The sequence below is a fragment of the Ochrobactrum sp. PL_is501 genome (genome assembly GCF_055816895.1).
The window spans coordinates 247,607-265,860 of sequence record NZ_JBVPGR010000032.1 but is presented as its reverse complement, the minus strand read 5'-3'; the positions used below and the strand labels follow the sequence as shown (position 1 = coordinate 265,860).

The following is an 18,254-nucleotide window of genomic DNA, read 5'->3' as shown; positions in this document are numbered from 1 at the left end:
GAGTTTTTCCACGCTTATGCCTGAAGGCGGCAAAAGTGCGACGCTGGAGCGCTCTACTCCCGTTCCTTGAACCATTGGGTCAGAAAATCCACCAGTGCGCGGATTTTCGCGGGTAGATAACGCCGATGCGGATAGACCGCGTAGATGCCGCCATCTTTCACGATAAACTCATCCAGACAGGAAACCAGCCTGCCGCGCTCGATTTCTTCTTCGGCGATGAAGGCGGGCAGCATGGAGAAGCCAAGGCCTGCGAGTGCGGCATTCTTTGTGGCGACGGGACTGTTGACTTCAATCGGCCCATTGACGGGAACGGTCATCATCGAACCGTCCGTGTTGCGGAAATGCCAGTTGTTGCGCGAGCGCGCATTGGTGTCGATGATACAGGGCCGGTCGGCCAGATCTTCGGGGCGTTCCGGCTTGCCGACGCGCGCAAGCAGTTCCGGCGCGCCGCACAGGACGGAATGGAACGGCGATAGTCTCTTTGCAATGAGGGAAGAATCTTGCAAGCGGGTGATGCGGATCGCGAGGTCGAAGCCTTCTTCCACCAGATCGACAAAACGGTCGTCCAGCCGCACGTCGAGCACGATTTCCGGGTGGGCAAGGCAGAAATCGATGAGCGACTGGCCGATGACGGCATCGGCAAAAGTGCGAGGGGCCGACAGCTTGATGCGGCCGCGCGCATCGGAACTGGTTTCGCTGACAGCGTCTTGCAGGGCGTCGATCTCGCGAATGATTTCGACCGCGCGGTGATAGTAGGTGTGCCCGGCCTCGGTCAGCGAGAATTGTCGCGTGGTGCGGTTGAGAAGGCGCGCGCCAAGCTCGTCTTCCAATTCGCGCACATATTTGGACAGGAGTGCCTTGGAACGCCCGATTTTTCGCGCTGCGGCGGAAAATCCTTCCGCCTCGACCACGTCGATGAAGGCGCGCATACGTGTGAGGGTGTCCATGGTTTAGCCCCGCTTCCCGATAATGTTTCTGGCCAGTGCGATCAGCGCCCGGTCGCTGCCGCGTGGTCCTATGAAAGAAATGCCGAAAGGTGCGCCCTGCACCTGCCCCAAGGGTAATGTGATTTGCGGCAGGCCGGAAAGCACCGAAAGGCACAGCAGGCGCAGTGCCTGCTCGCGATAGGCCTGCAAGGTCTCGAAAGGTTCTTTTGCGAGCGGAGCCGCACCCGGTACGGTCGGCAACGCCAGCACGGCGTCATTCCCGATGATCTTTTCAAGTTCCTGCGTGAATTGCGCCCGGCGCGCACGCTGGCTGGCAACGAGATCAGCAGCAATTTCCGCACCGAAGGCAAACCGGTCCGCGACGCCAGGGCCGAGCTTGCGATCACCGGAAGAAATCCAGCCGCCATGCGTCGCCCAGGCTTCCGCGCCCTGAATATGGCGGAAGACCAGATAGAGTTCATCTATCGAAAGCGTCGGCTGGCTTGCCGCCTTGAGGCTCGCGAAGTGCGGGCGCACTTCGGCAAACATGGCGCGATAGGCATCCGTTTCGGCCTCGCCCAGCAGAAGCTGTTCCAGAACCGGCATGTAAAGAAGTTTCGTCAGCCGGAACTCGCTGGCGTCGTCGCCAAGCAGGATCGCGCCGACCCGGTCGTAAAGCTCTATGTCGCGCGCAAACCATCCGATCGTATCGAGCGAGGGCGCAAGCGGCATGATGCCTTCGAGCGGGATACGGCCATGGGTGGTGCGCAGGCCGACGAGACCGCAGAAGCTTGCAGGAGCGCGAATGGAACCGCCGGTGTCGGAGCCGAGCGCAATGTCGGCGAGCTTGCCTGCCACAGCCGCCGCCGAACCGGATGATGAGCCGCCTGTCACGCGGTCCGGCGCTGCCGGATTGACGGGGTAAGGGAAATGCGAATTCTGTCCCATCAGCGAGAAGGCAAGTTCGTCGGTCTGCGCCTTGCCGACAAATTCCGCCCCGGCGGCGAGAAGCTTTTCAACCACCGGAGCCGATCTTTCGGCGCGAGGTGATTCGGCTTGAATCTGCGGATTCCCGCATCCGGTCACCATTCCTGCGACATCATAAATGTCTTTTACGGCGAGCCTCTCGCCTTCAAGCGGCCCAGTCGAAGCGTGAACAGGCGGCTTTTCAGCTTTTGCAATGATGGCATTGAAGGGATCGAAGCGGGCCATTGTTCACAACATGCAGCAATTAACGGGATGTTTACCCTCTTTCGAAGCGGGTCCAAGCGAAGAATGTTTCACTAATATTGAACAATGGCAAGCATGCCGTTCAATGTGATCCTGCCAAAAATAAATTCATCCAGAGAAGTTTTTGTCATTGAATGGACACGACTTTGGACTTATATCGCGGTTGCCCAAAGTCGCACGTGCCTGTGGGTGTCCGCCGATCCTCGAATGGTGAGGAATTCGGTACGGTACCTGGACCTAACCGCTCCAGTCGATCTGTTGGCCAACCGCCAGATCGAGGACATCTTGAAGCAACGACGGTGCGGGCCTTTCTAGTGTCTTTCGGCTGTCCAAAAGCTGAAATTACTGAAGAGGCACACCTTCATTGCCAGAAGTGCGGATGCGGTTCTCCAATTCCAATCCAAGGCAGACAAAGCGGAGTAACGCGAATTGAGCGTTGTTCCATCGCCGCATGAGTTTTCGCGTGATACCAGCATCTCCAAAGGCTGTTCTCACCGCGGATGCGTTCATGCACACTTTGTCCCTTAGAATACGGCAAGATCAAGCCGTGCGGGAGAACGACCATGGCAACGCAGCGTATCATCGACTTCCTCAACACCCGCCGTCCGGACGGCCCTTGCCTCGTCGTTGACACCGACGTCGTGCGCGACAACTATGAGAGCTTCGAGAAGGCCCTGCCTTACTCGCGTATCTTCTATGCCGTGAAGGCGAATCCCGCGCCGGAAATCCTGCGCCTGCTCGCTTCGCTCGGCTCCTGCTTCGACACCGCTTCGGTTGCCGAGATTGAAATGGCGCTGGAAGCTGGCGCCACGCCAAGCCGCATTTCCTATGGCAACACCATCAAGAAGGAGCGCGATATTGCGCGCGCTTTCGAGCTGGGCATTCGCCTTTATGCGGTCGATTGCGTGGAAGAAGTGGAAAAGGTTGCGCGCGCCGCTCCCGGCAGCCGCGTGTTCTGCCGCGTGCTGACCGACGGTGAAGGCGCCGAATGGCCGCTGTCGCGCAAATTCGGCTGCGTGCCGGCGATGGCCATCGACGTTCTGCGCCATGCAAAGTCGCTTGGCCTCGATTCCTATGGTGTGTCGTTCCACGTCGGCTCGCAGCAGACGGACCTCACCGCATGGGATCGCGCGCTCGGCGATGCGGCCAAGGTGTTCCGCACCCTTGCCGATGAAGGCATCGTTCTGCGCATGGTCAACATGGGCGGCGGTTTCCCGACCCGTTACCTCAAGGACGTGCCGACCGCGCAGGCCTACGGCATGGCGATCTTCGACGCGCTGTCCAAGCATTTCGGCAACCGCATCCCGGAAACCATCATCGAACCGGGCCGCGGCATGGTCGGCAATGCAGGCGTGATCAAGACCGAAGTGGTTCTGGTCTCCCGCAAGGCGGACAACGACAATGTGCGCTGGGTCTATCTCGACATTGGCAAGTTCGGCGGCCTCGCCGAAACCATGGACGAGGCGATCCGCTACCAGATCGTGACCCCGCATGACGGCAGCGAAACCGAACCATGCGTACTGGCTGGCCCGACCTGCGACAGTGCGGACGTGCTTTACGAAAAGACGCCGTACCCGCTGCCGGTCTCGCTGACCATCGGTGATGAGATCCTAATCGAAGGCACGGGCGCATACACCACCACCTATTCGGCGGTGGCGTTCAACGGCTTCGAACCGCTCCGATCCTACGTCATCTGATCAATAGGTCTTAAACCTAATGATCCTCTCAATCCGTTCAGTGCCGCAAGGCACTGGGCGGGGTGTGCTGCTGCCGCTTTGCGGGGATAGATGTGATGAACGCAATTCTGGAAATTCAGGAAAATATCGCAACCGTTGTCGCCCCGGCTTTCACAGTTGCCGGTGAGGCGCTGGAGCATGTTCTGGCGCGCGAAGCGCTGCTTGATCGCGTGATGGGCGAAGGCCGCCGCCGCAAATCTTCGGAAAAGCTGCGTCGCGGTCGCCTGCCAGCGGCAGGGCTGGCTTTTGCCGCGCTTGGTGACGACGGAGCACTTACAGGCACCGTGCGGCTGTGGGATGTCCATGCCGGTCTCGATGCCTTTGGTTTTCCCGTATCCGCCTTGCTGCTTGGTCCACTGGCCGTCGACCCTTCTGCCGCCGGTTGCGGCATCGGTTCGGCGTTGATGCGTCATGCGATTGATGAGGCCAGACGCCTCGGCCACGGCGCGATCCTGCTTGTCGGCGATCCGGAATATTACGGGCGCTTCGGCTTCACCGCTGAGAAGACCGGCGAGCTGGCCATGCCCGGCCCCTATGAAAAACGTCGGTTTCTGGCGCTTGAGCTGAAACCCGGCCACCTTGACGGCGCGCATGGCGTCTTGCGCGCCAGCGGTCGCAAGGTGCCGCGCGTCGAGGCACCCGCACGCCAGTCTGCGTAAATTAAGCCAGGCGCAGCAGCCGTCCGAAATTGCGGACGGCTGTGATCGCAAGCCCTGCGAGAAAGCCTGCAATCAGCCCCGCGATGACGATCAGCTTGCGCGATGTGCTGGCCGGATCGAGCGGCGGACGGGCTTCCGAAAGAACCCTGACATTGGCCGTATTCAGCCCTTCCTGTTCGTTCGTCTCGCGCGAGCGCAGGAGGAAGGCTTCGTAGACGGAGCGGCGCGCCGTGGCTTCGCGCTCAAGCTCACGCAGTTTCACCAGATCGCCGCTATTGTTGGCCTGCTGTGACTTGAGCTGGGCCAGACGGGCGGTCAGGTCCTTTTCCTGCTGAGCGGACCGGGCCACCTCGACTTGCAGCGAGGAGCGGATGCGCCGCAATTCGGCATCGATATCGTTCAGCACCGTGCCTGCCTGCGACTGCGCCTGAATGAGCGCCGGGTGACGGGGGCCGAGCTGGGTGGACAAACCGCTTGCCGTCTGGCGCGCCTGCGCATATTGCGCCCGCAGCGCCGTCAGCGTGTTGGATCGCAAATCTTCCGGCAAAGTCCCGGCCACCACGCTGTCGGAGGTGGCGTTGCTCAGCACCTGCACCCGGGCCTGAAGCCGCATGGTTTCGGCGCGCTGGTTGGTCAGCTGGTCATTGAGCCGCGTCAGGTCGTTGTCGCTGATCAGTTTGCCGTCGACATTGACGAGATCGTGCGAGGCGCGGAAATCAGCGGCTGCGCGCTCCGCCTGTTCGACACTGGCGCGCATATCGGCAAGCCGGTTCGACAGTTCGTCCGAGGTGCGCCGTGCGGCGTCGGATTGCAGCGATGCAAGCTCGCTCTGGAAAACGGAACTGATCGTGTTCGCAAGCGAGGCCGATTTCTGCGGATCGCGGGTTTTCACCGAGATCGAATAGATGAAGGTCTTGGCATCGCGGCCAATGGCGATGCTCTTGTGCAGGTTATAGAGCACGCGGGTTTGCAGCGTCTGGCTGTCGCTCGCCTTTTTGGGCGACAAGATTTCCCTGATCTGCGCAACCAGCCCGGCAATGCCGGTCGGAACCAGAGTGCCATTGAATTCAGGGTCTTTTGTCAGGTCCGTCTTGTCGATCACCTTCAGCAGCACGCTGCTGGAATCGATAATGCGAGCCTGGCTTTCCGCAACGGCAAGCGACGCATCGGTCGGAAGCTGCCCCGGCGTCAGTTCGTCTCCAACTGTCTTGATATTGCGTGGATCGACCAGAATATCGGTCGAAGCAACGTACATCTGCGGCAGCGACAATGCATAGAACGCGGCCACCACACCGCCCAATATGGTAGTGACCAGCAGGAGCCTGCGCGATCCCCGCACCACATCGATGGCAATGCGCGGATCGATCAGCGGTTTCCATTCGGTGTCGGGTGACGGGCGGTCGGCGACCGGAGGCTCGCGCCGAACCGTTTCACGGATCGGCTCAAGGGTTGGAGCATCAGTCTCGCTTGCAATTTTGCGACGTTGGCGTTCCTGAACCTTGCGCTCCAGCTCCGCTTCGATCAGTGCGACGCGTTTTTGCAACTCGATCACATCCGCATCGTCCGGTTCTTCCTCGATAACGGGTTCCGGCGTTTCTTGCGGATCATGATCGTGTTGATGAAAGAACGCGGCGCGTTCATCTGATGTCGCGGGTGGTGTCCATGGCGGTGCCGCTTCGCTGGCCTCACGAACAGCCGGGCGACCGGTTGGGCGCATATCGGAAAATGCGAGAAGAGGTTTTTCACCTCCCGCCTTTCTGCGCTCCTCGTGATCGCTCATTGTCGAATTCGTCCGTATCTGTAGCCGTTGCGACCGCTTCCGGTATCAACCGCTGCTATGAAATCCATAAACCGGAGCTTGCGCATGCCAAACCGGAATCCGCCCGCCCCAAACCTGATGCCCGAATGTAATTTTTTATAGAAAACAAAAAGTTAAAATAACGCCGCCCTCAACCGCAAAATGCTCAGCTCGACTATTTTAGCTTTTGCTTGTTTTCTCTTTACGCTTGCAAAGAAGAGTTTAAGTCTTTTTAGCTAAATCTCCTTGCTGCGCTTCCCGTTCCAAAGGGTCGAACGCACATCAGATCACGATAGATGAGGCTCCCTGTTGATAGCGAAAGCGCTGCGGAAACTGTCAGGCAATAATGCCGGAATGGTGCGCGATTACCTGTCCCTGTTTTCCGGCTCCGCTGGCAGGCTGGTGGTTTCACTCGTCTATTTCATCGCACTTGCCAATACGCTGCCGACAGGTGATTTCGGTATATTTGCCACTGCATCGGGTACCGGGGTAGTGCTGTCGCGCATCGTTTCCCTCGGGTTCAGTTCGCCGCTTTACCGCATATCGACCGTGAAGCCGCGCCTGCTCGGCGCCTATACGGCGGGTTTTCTCGTCGCCATTCTGGTTTCCTTGCCGCTTTTCGCGCTCGCATCCTGGCTGGTTTATTTCGTCTTTTTCAGCCGCGACATTTCCTTCCTGCCCTTTGCCCTGGTGGTGTTTGCCGAGGCCCTGCTGTGGCGTTCAACGGAAATCGTCATCATCGTCAACAATGGCCTGCGCCGCTTTGGCATATCGGCGGGACTGGTGATTTTCGGTACGGCCATGCGGGCCATCGCAGCCGTTCTGTTCATGTGGCTGGCGAGCGCCCACGATATCGCTCATTGGGCATGGTGGTATGTGGCGGCCAATGGCGTCGCGCTGCTGGCCGCGCTGAAATTCTACCCGTCGATCCGGCTCCGCTTCAAACCGGCGCTTTATATGCGGCGGCTTTCCGATGCGATTGCCGTGATGGGGGCCGAACTGCTGTTCTACATTCAGGCCGAGCTGGACAAGCTTCTCGTGCTGACTATCGGCGGGCCTGCAACGGCAGGGCTTTACGCGATCATCATGCGCCTTGTGGACCTGACGGCCTTGCCGGTGCGGTCCTTCAACATGATGCTGGTGCAAAAGCTCATGCGCGCGCCGGACATGTTGTCCTCTTTGCGCATCCGCGCCGGACTGGAGTTTGCGGTCTTTGCCGTCTCGGTGGCAGGTCTCGGCGCGATGGTTGTCTTCCTGCAAGTCTTCCCGAATGCGCTCGGATCGAGCGTTGCGCCGATTGTCGGGCTGCTGCCGCTGGTTCTGCTTGTACCGGGTTTCCGCAACCTCATAGAATACCAGACCGAAATTCTGTATGCGCGCGGCCAGTCCGGTCTCAGGACACTGAGCATGGTGCTGATGACCGCCGCCAAGGCATTTTTCGTCTGGCTGCTGCTGGTGAACTATGCCGACAATCACGATTGGATTCTGGGACTGAATATCGTGTTTGGCGGCCTTTATCTGCTGTCGCTGGTTTTCACCTATAGGAGCATCCGTTTGCCAGCTAAACGAATTTGAGGTTCAGGCTCCGATAATGCGCCGGATGTCATCGACCGAAAGGCCGAGAAAGGACTGCATGCCGATGGCAACCTGATGCGGCTCCATTTCGGCGATGAAGGTGCGGAATTCCTCTTCGCTCGGTGGCGGGGCGAACCATTGCATCCGGCAGAGATCATGTGTGTCGCTGTAATGGCCCGAGCCTTGCAGCACGTCATCGACATAGCGGCCATAGATGAAGCATTCGGAAAAACGCCTTATATTGCCAAGGGCCGCCACCCAATGCTGTCCAGTATGGGCTTCGATCCGATCGCACATCGAAATCACGCTGTCGCGCCGCCATGAAACAAGCTGGCCGATATAATCATTGAGCCCGCTTTTGCCGTTCTCGATACCGAGCAGTTTCGCCGCATTGGCCGCCCAGACCGGATGCTCCGGCCATTCGGGATTGGCGAGCGCATTGGGACGCACGAAAAGCCGAAGCTTTTCGCCGTGCCAGAGCGTGCTGCAATCGAAGGGACGCAGAAAAGCCGTGTCGGAATCCGTATAGAGAAATCCGTCTTCCTCCACGGCGGCGGCAAGCGCGATCCGGCGCAACTGCTGCACATGCCAGCCGCGCAGCGGCTTGGTCCGAAGCGAAAGCCAGACCCGCCTGCGCCACAGATAGGTCGGGTCCCAGAAGGCATGCAGCCATGAGGGGAGAAGATCGCGTTCATCAATGATGACGCGCTGTGCGCTTTCAAGCTTGCGAAACAGGGCAACATCCTTGCTGTCCACGAGGATGTAGTGCTTTGTGAAACCGCTGACATATTTGTCTATGGTCTCGCAAAGCAGCCTGCAGCGCTCGAAATCCTGATCCCAGCTGGCTGTAACGATTGCGGTTCTCACCGAGGTTCTCCCTTCATCCAGCCTTTGGCGACGCGCCACAGAAATACGGGATTGCCGATGAGATAGCGCTTTGCGAGTCGCCGCGGTTCCTGCAACAGCCGGTGCGCCCATTCCATCTGGATTTTGCGCACCCAGTGCGGCGCGCGCTGCACCCGGCCCGTGTGCAGGTCGAACAGCGCGCCGACTGCGCTGGCCACCGTGCAATGTTCGGCCGTGATATGCTTGTCGATGAAGAGTTCCTGACGCGGAACGCCCATGGCGACGAGCAATATATCAGGATGGAAATCCTTCAACTGCGCCAGAATGCCGTCGAGGTCGGCGGGCTTGAAGAAGCCATCGGAAATGACGCGATATTCGTGATGCGGGATCTGCTGTAGGAAAAGCTGCGCGGCATCGGAAGCAACGCCCGGACCGCCGCCGAGAAGCGCAACCTTCAGCGGGCGCTTCATATGCTGCAAAAGCCCCGGAACGAAATCCGTCCCGTTGAGATTGGCCGGAAATTTGCCGCCATAGGCGACCTTGCTGGCGATATCGACGCCCACCCCGTCAGGCAGGATCAGAAAATCCTGCAACGCGGCGCTATAATCCGAGTTCTCATCCGCAATGTTGGAATTGTTGGCGTTGAGCCAGCCTTGCTTCATGAACCGGCCTTCATTGATGCGGTTCTCGAAGAAGGCGAAGGCGCTATCCCAATCAAAACAGGCGACCTTCACGCCGAGGATATTCCGGTAGGTTACATTTTCGGTATGCATCATGCCTGGTCCGTCGTTCTTTTTTCGCCGCGAAGAGCTTGCAGACCGCGGGAAACCGCGCGGTCCATGCCTTCGATTTGTGACCTCGTGAAGGCCTTGCCATCCAGTCTTTGGCGATCCCCCGATCTTATCTTTTCGATCCGTTCGACGATTGCAGCGGCAAATGCGCGTGGATCGTCGGCAATGGCGCAGTTGCCTGGAATATGATCGATGCCGCGCACGGAATGCGTCGTGGCGACGCTTGGCATGCCAAGCTCGAATGTTTCAATAGTTTTCAGCTGTACGCCGGTTCCCGCCCGGCTGATAAGCGGCACGAGTGCGCCGCTTTCCACAAATTCGGTAGAGTCCGGTACCTTGCCGACGAAATTGACGCCCGTTCCTGCACTGGACCACGTAGCGATCAAGTCGGCGGGTGTGTTGCCTGCAATCGCGATGGAAATATCGCCGGGGAGATGCGGCTTTATTTCGCGGAGAAACCATTCGAGCCCGATTCTGTTCGGATGCCATGTCCATGTGCCGATCAGAGCAAGGTCGTATTTGACCGGGCGCTGCTGTTTCGCTTGCGCGCCGCCGGGCGTGATGAGCGGCATGGTCGCGAACCGGTCAGGACCGAGGCCCAGCGCAGGACCATCATCTTCGGCGAAGGTGAAGACGAAACGCGCCTTTCCGCTGAGGCGGCTTTCCAGCCCTTTCAAAATGCGGGCCTCGCGCGCGAACAGGAATTTCTGGATGAAGCTTCCGGCGTCGGCGGCGTTTTCCTCCGCCGAACGATATTCCACATTATGCGCCACGAACAGCGACGGCTTGTCGTTGAAAATATCTTCAAACGCGCCGGGCAGAGTAACGCCATTCAGCACATAGGCATCGAAAGGGCCGATCTGTGCGATGGCCTGGCGCAGTTTCTGTGCCGGGATCACCCGCAACTTCGCCGAGGAAACAGTCAGGCCGGTCAGGAAGGATTTCACCACCCAGCCGATCTTGCGCTTTATGCCTGCGCCTTCGGTTCGCACTTCGACTTCGCCCAGCACGACCGTATCCGCAGCATCGGCTTGCACGCCCGGCCATGTGAAGCCAAGCACGGTCACCTTCGCACCCGAACGCCGCAGCCCATCGACGACGGCGGCATTCGCCACTTCATAGCCGGTAGTCGGGATTCCATGTGGAACAATCGATGTTACGAAAACAAGGTGTGGGGACGGCAAGACAGCTCCTGAGTATCACGGATCGGTGTTCTCTATGATAGTTTCGGGCCGTGCTTACAACCACGCGGTGAACTTTTCTTTAATTCTTTTTGAATAGGCCGATTGAAAACATAGGCAATTAAATATTGGGCGGGATAATGTCTGTATTACCGGATCATATACAAGTAATCGCTAAAACGCCTGGACTTCGTTTTGATGAAGTCGAGGTGGTTGTGACCCTGCCGACATTTCGCCGTCCGGAGCATGTCATCCGTACGCTCGACACGCTGAACGCTCAAGTCACGAACCGCCGCTTCGCGGTGGTGGTGATCGAGAACGAAGCGGAGGACCGCGAAGGGGCCAAGGTTGCGGCACCGCAGTTCGAGGCCGGGAAATATACCGGCATGCTGATCGTTGAATCCCATCGCGGCAACTGCAACGCATATAATGCGGGCTGGCTGACGGCGACGACCTATTTCCCGAACTTCAAATATGTCATCGTCATCGACGACGACGAACTGGCCGATCCGGCCTGGATCGAAAACATGGTGGCGACCGCCGAGCGCTATAATGCAAGCCTCGTTGGCGGTCCCCAACATCCGATCTTCGAAAAGCCGGGTTCGGAAAAATGGGCGAAACATCCGGTCTTCCTGCCGCATTACAACAAGACAGGTCCGGTTCCGATCATTTATTCGTCCGGCAATCTGTTGATTGCCCGCCCGGTGCTGGAAGCCATCGGTTATCCGTTCATGGACCTGAAGTTCAACTTCACTGGCGGCGGCGATTCGGATTTCATCAATCGCTCGCGGGCCAAGGGCTTCAATATTGCCTGGTGCAATGAAGGCATCGTCCGCGAAACCATTCCGGCGCGACGGCTGGAAAAGGACTGGATCACGGCGCGCGGCCTGCGCAACGGCGTTCTGTCGACGCTGATCGAACAGCGCCAGCGCAAGGACGAGCCTTTCGGTCAAGTGCGCGTTTTTTTGAAAAGTCTTGCTCTTCTGGGGTATTCTCCGATCAAGGCCCTCCGGCGTGGCATCGCGGCGCGCTTCGTGCCGGTCGGGACCTATTTCCTCCATATCGGGCTGGGCCGCGTCATGGCCCATTTTGGATATCTGAATGAGCAATATCGCAACCCGGACAAGAACTGACGCCCGTTCCGATGTTGCGGCGCAAACGAACGTGCGGGCGACAGTCCGCACGATTGCGCTTGTTATCGCCACGATAACATTCTGCATTCTGCTAATTTCCTTCCGCCCCTTCAATCCGCTGACCGCGGCGGCAAGCGGGGACACGTCAGGCGGCGGCGATGCCATCAATCAGCTCGGTTTCGGCTGTCTCGGTGTCGTGGCGCTGCTGTCGCTTGCGATGTTTGCCGATCCGAAGAAGGTAGTCAAAATCGTCAGCCCCGGCTGGCTGGTGATGTTTGCCTTCCTATTGGCATCGGTTTTCGCAAGCCCCGATCCAGCGACGGCGATACGCGGCGTGTTGCTGACGATGATCGGCATTCTGACGGTCGTTGCCGTTTTGAGCCTGCCGCAGGATGGCGACGCCTATTCGGCGATGCTGGTCACGGTGGCGTCAATCGTCATTGTTATTTCCTATGCAGGCGTCGTGCTTCTGCCAAATCTCGGCACCCACGGCGCCGACGCGCTGGAACCGCAGAACGCCTATCTCTGGCGCGGCGTCTTCACGCACAAGAATATTGCCGGGCCAGTCATGGCGGCCCTGGCCTTCGCCGGTGTCTATCTGTGGCGGCGCGGCTGGCGCGTGAGTGGTTTCCTGATTGCTGTTTCTGCCTTGATCTTCGTTGCGCAGACCGGCTCGAAGACGACAGCGGCACTGGTGCCGCTGGCCATGCTATTGGTAATCGGCCCCGGCATTTTCGGCCTCCGCTTCCTTGCGCCGGTAGCAGTCTTCACGATCCAGTTTCTGCTTGCGCTGTTTACCTTCGGCACGGTCCTGTTCGAACCGATGCACCAGCTCGTTCTGCAACTCAATGTCGACCCGACCTTTACCGGACGCACTTCCATCTGGGCCTTTGCGGTGGAGGCGCTCTCCCACCGGCCATGGACCGGCTTTGGCTATGAAAGCTTCTGGGGCACACCGATCGCGAAGCAAGCTGCCAATCCCTACTATCTGGACTGGGATGTGCGCGGCATCGTGCACGGGCACAATGGTTATCTCGATATTGCGCTATCGATGGGCATTCCAGCGCTGGTCTGCGCCATTTTTGTCATCATCGTCATGCCGCTGGTCAATTATATGCGGTGCCGTCCGGTGCGCGAAAATCTGCTGCTTGCCGATTTCTTCCTGATGATCGTGTTCTTCGGGACGTTGAACGCCATGCTGGAAAGCTTTTTCTTCCGCCGGATGGACCCGGTCTGGCTCACGCTCATCTTTGCGATCTTCGGCCTCAGGCTGACCGCGAAAGTCATCATCCCGAAACGATAGAGCGGCTCCAGTTAAAACAGAATTTTAGAACCGCTCTATCTCATTGTTTACACGCATTATCCAACGCAAAACCGCCTCGCACTTTTGCTGGAAATGCTTTTAGCCGGAGCCACTTCATGAATATCGCAATCGTCGGGACCGGGTTTGTTGCCGACTACTACATGACCACGCTGCGCAATTATCCCGAACTGAAGCTGCGCGGCGCCTATGATCGCTCGCCCGAGCGGCTGAAGGCGTTCTGCGCGCATTATTCGGTCAGTGCTTATGACAGTTTTGAAGCTGTGCTCGCCGATCCTGACGTGGAGATCGTCGTCAACCTGACTACGCCCGAAAGCCATTTTGAAATATCCCACGCAGCGCTTGTCGCAGGAAAGCACGTCTATTCCGAAAAGCCGCTGGCGATGAATTATGAGGATGCGGAAGCGCTGGTCGCTTTTGCGCGGCAATCGGGTCTCACCCTCGCGGCGGCTCCGGCCAATGGCCTCAGCGAGGCCTATCGTCTGGTGGCAAGCGTAATCAACGGCATTGGCATGCCGCGTCTTGTCTATGCCGAAATGGAAGACGGGCCGGTGTTTCGTGACAAATGGTCGACCTGGCGCTCGCAGTCGGGCGCGCCATGGCCGGGCCTGCACGAGTTCGAGATCGGCTGCACGCTGGAACATGCAGGCTATGCGCTGTCATGGCTGGTGTCGCTGTTCGGTCCCGTCGAGCGCGTCTCGGCATTTTCCGCCATAACCTTTCCGGACAAGGGACCGGGAACAGAACATCTGCATATGGCGCCTGATTTTTCGGTCGGCTGTCTCGTTTTCAAGTCGGGACTGGTGGCGCGCCTCACATCGGGACTTGCGATGCCGAAGGATCGCAGCCTGACGATCGTTGCCGACAAGGGCTCGATTGTGGTGGACGATCTGTGGGATAATCGCTCTTCTGTCCGACTTGAGCGCACGGAGGAAAAGCGCCGTTTTCTGGCGCGCCTGTTTGGCATTCTCGAAATGCGCATCGGCAAGTTTCTCGCATGGAAACCAACCGTCGGCACGAAGCTGTCCTATCCCAAGGCCGACAAGCGGTCGCTGCCCATGTATCCTTCGCAGATCGATTTCGTGCGGGGCATCGCCGATCAGGCCCGCGCCATCCGGACGGGCGACAGAGCGTTCTTTTCCGGCGATGTGGCGCTGCATATCACCGAAATCGCGCTTGCCTTGAACAATGCTGGCGAGAATGCACAGCTCTACAGGATGAGAAGCAGTTTTTAGAGAGTCTCTAAAAATTTGTATTAGCGCGCATCTTACTCCGAAAACCGTTTCACACTTTTCGGGATGCGCTTCTAACCCTTCGACAGCACCTTGCGGACAATATCCGCAACGGCGGCGCTTTGATCGAGCGGCATGATTGCACTCGATATTTGCCCGCCGCGCACCGCATCGCGGACCGCTTCGGCCTGAAACTGCAATCCGTTGCCGGAAAAGGCATATGTCTCAATCGTGCGGCCCGGCAGCGGCAGGCGGTTCATGACCTTGCCGATAAAGCCTTTGCCGCCATTTGGCCCGAGTGATGACCGTGCTGCGAAAGCCGAAAACAGCGTCAGCCTCTGGGCTTTCAGAAATGGCGCATGGATCAGGATCGTGCCTTTGGTCCCCTCGATCAGCATGCGGTTCTCACCGTCGCGGTCGAAGCCGCAAGAGAGGCTGGCTGTAGCCTCCGGCCAGCCAAGCTCGAACTCCGCGCGCATATCCACACCGCTTTTGGCGCGCTGCCAGCGACCGTCGACATGATCCGGCAGGCCCAGGAAATACAGTGCCAGCGAAACCGGATAGACGCCGAGATCGAATGCCGCGCCGCCGCCAAGCTCCGGGCTGAAGAAGCGGCTTTGCGGATCATAGGCACGGATATAGGAGAGTTCGGCTTCGATGCGCGTCACCGCACCGATGCGACCGCTGTCGATATGCTTCTTGGCTGCGCGGATCGCTGGCAGAAAGCGGCTCCACATCGCCTCCATGGCGAAGACGTTCTTTGCCTTTGCCGCGGCTTCGATCTGCCGTGCGCCAGCGGCATCGAGCGAGAGCGGCTTTTCGATCAGGCATGGCTTGCCTGCCGCGATTGCCTGCATGGCCTGCAGCACATGCATCGCGCTCGGGGTCGCTATATAGACCGCATCGATATCCGGATGGGCAAGAAACGCGCCTGAATCACTGAACGCCTTGCCAGCGCCGATGCGCCGACGGAAAGCTTCGGCGGTTTCCGCCGTGCGCGAGCAGACAGCGGTGACACGCATCCCGGTGCTTGCCTGAATATCCTCGGCGAAGGCGTTGGCTATCGTGCCCGTGCCCCATATGCCCCAGCGAAAGTCCTTCAGTTCCTGCCTGTCCTGATTCACGTGCTTGCCCCGCAGCTTCATACAGGTGCTATATAGCCGATGTAATGCGGCTAACGAAGTTTCTTTGTCCTGTCAGGACTATTTCATGAGGTGGATGTGATGAGCGGATTTGTCGTGGCCGTGGCGCGGGATGGCGAGCATCGCTTTTCAAAGCAGGTCGTGCCGGAAATCCGCATCGTCACCGGGCTTGGCGTCGAAGGCGATGCACATCAAGGCGCAACAGTGAAGCACCGTTCACGCGTGCGGGCCGATCCCACGCAACCCAATCTGCGACAGGTGCATCTCATTCATGCCGAGCTTTTCGACGAGTTGGCGGAAAAGGGTTTTAACGTCGCGCCCGCTGATCTTGGCGAGAACATCACCACGCGCGGCGTCGATCTTCTGGGCTTGCCGCAAGGGGCTCTGATCAGGATCGGCGACGCGGTTGTTCTGGAAACAACGGGCCTGCGCAACCCCTGCGCCCAGATAGAGAATTTCCAGACCGGGCTTCTCGATGCCGTGCTGGATCGCACGCCCGATGGTGAACTTGTCCGCAAGTCCGGCATCATGACCATCGTGCTCGCAGGCGGCACGGTGAAGGCGAATGATGCGATCGCTATAGAATTGCCGCCGTTGCCGCATCGCAAGCTGGAACGGGTATAAAGATTGCGAAAGACAGGATTTTGAGGCGAGCTAACCGATTTAACAATGCTGTTATGCAGGCAAAACCGGTGATTTTCGTGATGGAAGGTCTATCAACTTTGCGTCATATGCCCTAGATCATCCCACAATAGGATACAGATTGACATGCGCTGCTGCCGAAACCCGGCGGCGGCCTATTCTTATCGGTTCGGCTTGTCGGCGTTCGATGTTCCTCATGTGTCTGGACGACGGCCGGTCGGTTGCATTTCTAAAGGGCACAAAATGGAAAAAGCAGATATCGGAATGGTCGGCCTTGGCGTCATGGGCTCCAACCTGGCGCTGAACATAGCCGAGAAAGGCTACACGGTAGCCGTCTACGACCGTGATGAGCCTGTGCTGAAAGCCTTCCTTGAAAAGGCTGGCCCGCTGCGTGACAAGATCATTCCCTGCCCCACTTTCGAGGACCTCGCGGCCAATATCCGCAAGCCGCGCCCGATCATCTTCCTCATCAAGGCAGGCGCTCCCGTTGATGCCGAAACTACCCGCCTCAAGGCCTATCTTGAGAAGGGCGATATCATGATCGACGCCGGTAATTCTGATTACCGCGATACGGTGCGCCGCCTGAAGGCGCTTGGTCCCAACGATCCGACCTTTGTCGGCATGGGTGTTTCCGGCGGTGCGGAAGGTGCCCGCCATGGCCCGTCGATGATGGTTGGCGGCACCGAGGAAGCCTATGAGCGCATTGCGCCGATCCTGCTTGCCGCTGCCGCCAAATACAAGGACGAACCTTGCTGTGCGCTGGTGGGGCCAGATGGCGCCGGTCATTTCGTCAAGACGATCCATAACGGCATCGAATATGCCGACATGCAGATGATCGCCGAAATCTACGGCATCCTGCGCGACGGCCTTGGCCTGTCGGCCCCGGCCATCGGCGACGTGTTCGAGAAATGGAACCAGGGTCCGCTCAATTCCTATCTCATCGAAATCACCGCCAAGGTGCTGAAGGCGACCGATCCGGAAACCGGCAAGGCGATGGTCGACATGATCCTCGACGAAGCCGGCCAGAAGGGCACCGGCCGCTGGGCAGCCATTGAGGCGCAGATGCTAGGCGTTCCGGCAACGGCAATCGAAGCAGCGGTCGCTGCGCGCTCACTGTCCTCGCTGAAGGCGGCACGTGCGCTTGCCGCAAAGGCCTACAATCCTGGCCAGCGCAGCCTCGACATTTCCGATCAGGCAAAATTCCTTGCTGATCTGGAGCAAGGCCTGCTGGCGGGCAAGATCGCCGCTTACGCACAAGGCTTCGCGGTGATGGAAGCTGCGTCACAAGAGCATGGCTGGAATATTCCGCTTGCCGAAACCGCCCGCATCTGGCGCGCAGGCTGCATCATTCGTTCGCAGCTTCTGGACGATATCGCCCACGCCTTCGAAGACAGCGAAAGCCGTAACCTGCTGCTCGCACCTGCTTTCGTCGAGCGTATGAGCAAGGCTTCCAACGGCCTTCGTCAGATCGTCGCCAAGGCGGCGCTGGCTGGCCTGCCTCTGCCTGCACTGGGCTCGGCGCTCAGCTATTTCGACAGCTTCACGCAAGCGCTCGGAACCGCCAATCTCATTCAGGGCCAGCGCGATTTCTTCGGCTCGCATGGCTTCAAGCGTATCGACAAGGACGGTGACTTCCACGGTCCCTGGGGCGAATAAAGTTCGCTGTAATTGAAAAGCCGCCCACCGGGGCGGCTTTTTCAGTTCTGCATAGGCCGGAACGGTCCCGGTTTAAATGGCATCGCCACCACCGAATATCTATTTGTTTTTATGCGTCATCCGACACGGCGAAGCCGGGATAAGAAATCTGTCCGGCTTTTACCATAAGTAATCCATCCACTATATCTGCGTATTATTTTATATATATCTAATATTTAATAGTTATTTTTGTTTATTCACTAATTAAGAATCTTTACTTAGTCTTCACTAGTCCATTGTGGCATATTTCTGCTTTGTTTCCTCGGCCAGGCGGCTCAAGGCGCCGATTTTGGATTGGTTATTTTATCACGGAAAGGTATCGGCAGATGTCGAGTACAGAGAGGCCG

Annotated in this window: 15 protein-coding genes; 8 read left to right on the top strand and 7 right to left on the bottom strand. The window is 58.5% G+C overall.

Going from position 1 to position 18,254, the window contains the following annotated elements; translation table 11 throughout:
• Positions 1 to 53: 53 nt before the first annotated feature.
• Positions 54 to 947: a LysR family transcriptional regulator gene (locus tag AC0TOF_RS08195; protein WP_473767844.1), complete on the bottom strand. Its 894-nt coding sequence runs from the start codon at positions 945 to 947 to the stop codon at positions 54 to 56.
• A 3-nt stretch (positions 948 to 950) separates the two neighbouring features.
• Positions 951 to 2,138: an amidase gene (locus AC0TOF_RS08190; RefSeq protein ID WP_473767843.1), complete on the bottom strand. Its 1,188-nt coding sequence runs from the start codon at positions 2,136 to 2,138 to the stop codon at positions 951 to 953.
• Positions 2,139 to 2,719: 581 nt separating this feature from the next.
• Here AC0TOF_RS08190 and odc2 point away from each other — a divergent pair.
• Both odc2 and AC0TOF_RS08180 read left to right on the top strand, forming a co-directional pair.
• The gene (gene odc2, locus AC0TOF_RS08185; RefSeq protein ID WP_122000948.1) at positions 2,720 to 3,853 is read left to right on the top strand and encodes an ornithine/lysine decarboxylase; all 1,134 of its coding nucleotides are present in this window, start codon (positions 2,720 to 2,722) and stop codon (positions 3,851 to 3,853) included.
• Positions 3,854 to 3,948: 95 nt separating this feature from the next.
• Entirely contained in the window at positions 3,949 to 4,551 is a 603-nt protein-coding gene (locus tag AC0TOF_RS08180; RefSeq protein ID WP_473767842.1) for a GNAT family N-acetyltransferase, read from the top strand.
• A gap of 1 nt (position 4,552) precedes the next feature.
• On the opposite strand, the gene AC0TOF_RS08175 is transcribed toward AC0TOF_RS08180, so the two are convergent.
• Entirely contained in the window at positions 4,553 to 6,331 is a 1,779-nt protein-coding gene (locus AC0TOF_RS08175; RefSeq protein ID WP_473767841.1) for a GumC family protein, read from the bottom strand.
• Between the two features lie 327 nt (positions 6,332 to 6,658).
• Here AC0TOF_RS08175 and AC0TOF_RS08170 point away from each other — a divergent pair, with 327 nt between their 5' ends.
• Complete coding sequence (locus AC0TOF_RS08170; protein ID WP_473767840.1) at positions 6,659 to 7,924, top strand: lipopolysaccharide biosynthesis protein; 1,266 nt, start codon at positions 6,659 to 6,661, stop codon at positions 7,922 to 7,924.
• A 3-nt stretch (positions 7,925 to 7,927) separates the two neighbouring features.
• On the opposite strand, the gene AC0TOF_RS08165 is transcribed toward AC0TOF_RS08170, so the two are convergent.
• The 3 genes from AC0TOF_RS08165 to AC0TOF_RS08155 are packed head-to-tail and all read right to left on the bottom strand — an operon-like array spanning position 7,928 to position 10,745.
• On the bottom strand, positions 7,928 to 8,791 hold the full coding sequence (locus AC0TOF_RS08165; RefSeq protein WP_473767839.1) for a DUF6492 family protein: 864 nt from the start codon (positions 8,789 to 8,791) through the stop codon (positions 7,928 to 7,930).
• Positions 8,788 to 9,546: a WecB/TagA/CpsF family glycosyltransferase gene (locus AC0TOF_RS08160; protein ID WP_473767838.1), complete on the bottom strand. Its 759-nt coding sequence runs from the start codon at positions 9,544 to 9,546 to the stop codon at positions 8,788 to 8,790. Before AC0TOF_RS08160 ends, AC0TOF_RS08165 begins: the two co-directional genes overlap by 4 nt.
• Positions 9,543 to 10,745, bottom strand: coding sequence for a glycosyltransferase family 4 protein (locus AC0TOF_RS08155; RefSeq protein WP_473767837.1), 1,203 nt, complete (start codon positions 10,743 to 10,745; stop codon positions 9,543 to 9,545). The genes AC0TOF_RS08160 and AC0TOF_RS08155 overlap by 4 nt, the downstream gene beginning before the upstream one ends.
• Before the next feature lie 137 nt (positions 10,746 to 10,882).
• On the opposite strand from AC0TOF_RS08155, the gene AC0TOF_RS08150 reads away from it, so the two are divergent.
• The 3 genes from AC0TOF_RS08150 to AC0TOF_RS08140 all read left to right on the top strand — a co-directional run bounded on the left by AC0TOF_RS08150 (position 10,883) and on the right by AC0TOF_RS08140 (position 14,431).
• Entirely contained in the window at positions 10,883 to 11,875 is a 993-nt protein-coding gene (locus AC0TOF_RS08150) for a glycosyltransferase family 2 protein (RefSeq protein WP_122000941.1), read from the top strand.
• Positions 11,844 to 13,178, top strand: a complete 1,335-nt coding sequence (locus tag AC0TOF_RS08145; protein WP_473767836.1) for an O-antigen ligase family protein — start codon at positions 11,844 to 11,846, stop codon at positions 13,176 to 13,178. The genes AC0TOF_RS08150 and AC0TOF_RS08145 overlap by 32 nt, the downstream gene beginning before the upstream one ends.
• A gap of 116 nt (positions 13,179 to 13,294) precedes the next feature.
• Positions 13,295 to 14,431 (top strand): Gfo/Idh/MocA family protein, encoded by a 1,137-nt coding sequence (locus AC0TOF_RS08140; protein WP_473767835.1) that lies wholly within the window; start codon positions 13,295 to 13,297, stop codon positions 14,429 to 14,431.
• A gap of 71 nt (positions 14,432 to 14,502) precedes the next feature.
• On the opposite strand, the gene AC0TOF_RS08135 is transcribed toward AC0TOF_RS08140, so the two are convergent.
• The gene (locus tag AC0TOF_RS08135; RefSeq protein ID WP_473767834.1) at positions 14,503 to 15,552 is read right to left on the bottom strand and encodes a Gfo/Idh/MocA family protein; all 1,050 of its coding nucleotides are present in this window, start codon (positions 15,550 to 15,552) and stop codon (positions 14,503 to 14,505) included.
• Between the two features lie 99 nt (positions 15,553 to 15,651).
• On the opposite strand from AC0TOF_RS08135, the gene AC0TOF_RS08130 reads away from it, so the two are divergent.
• Both AC0TOF_RS08130 and gndA read left to right on the top strand, forming a co-directional pair.
• Complete coding sequence (locus tag AC0TOF_RS08130; RefSeq protein WP_473767833.1) at positions 15,652 to 16,194, top strand: MOSC domain-containing protein; 543 nt, start codon at positions 15,652 to 15,654, stop codon at positions 16,192 to 16,194.
• Between the two features lie 261 nt (positions 16,195 to 16,455).
• Entirely contained in the window at positions 16,456 to 17,868 is a 1,413-nt protein-coding gene (gene gndA / locus AC0TOF_RS08125; protein WP_122000937.1) for an NADP-dependent phosphogluconate dehydrogenase, read from the top strand.
• The last annotated feature ends 386 nt before the right edge of the window (positions 17,869 to 18,254 follow it).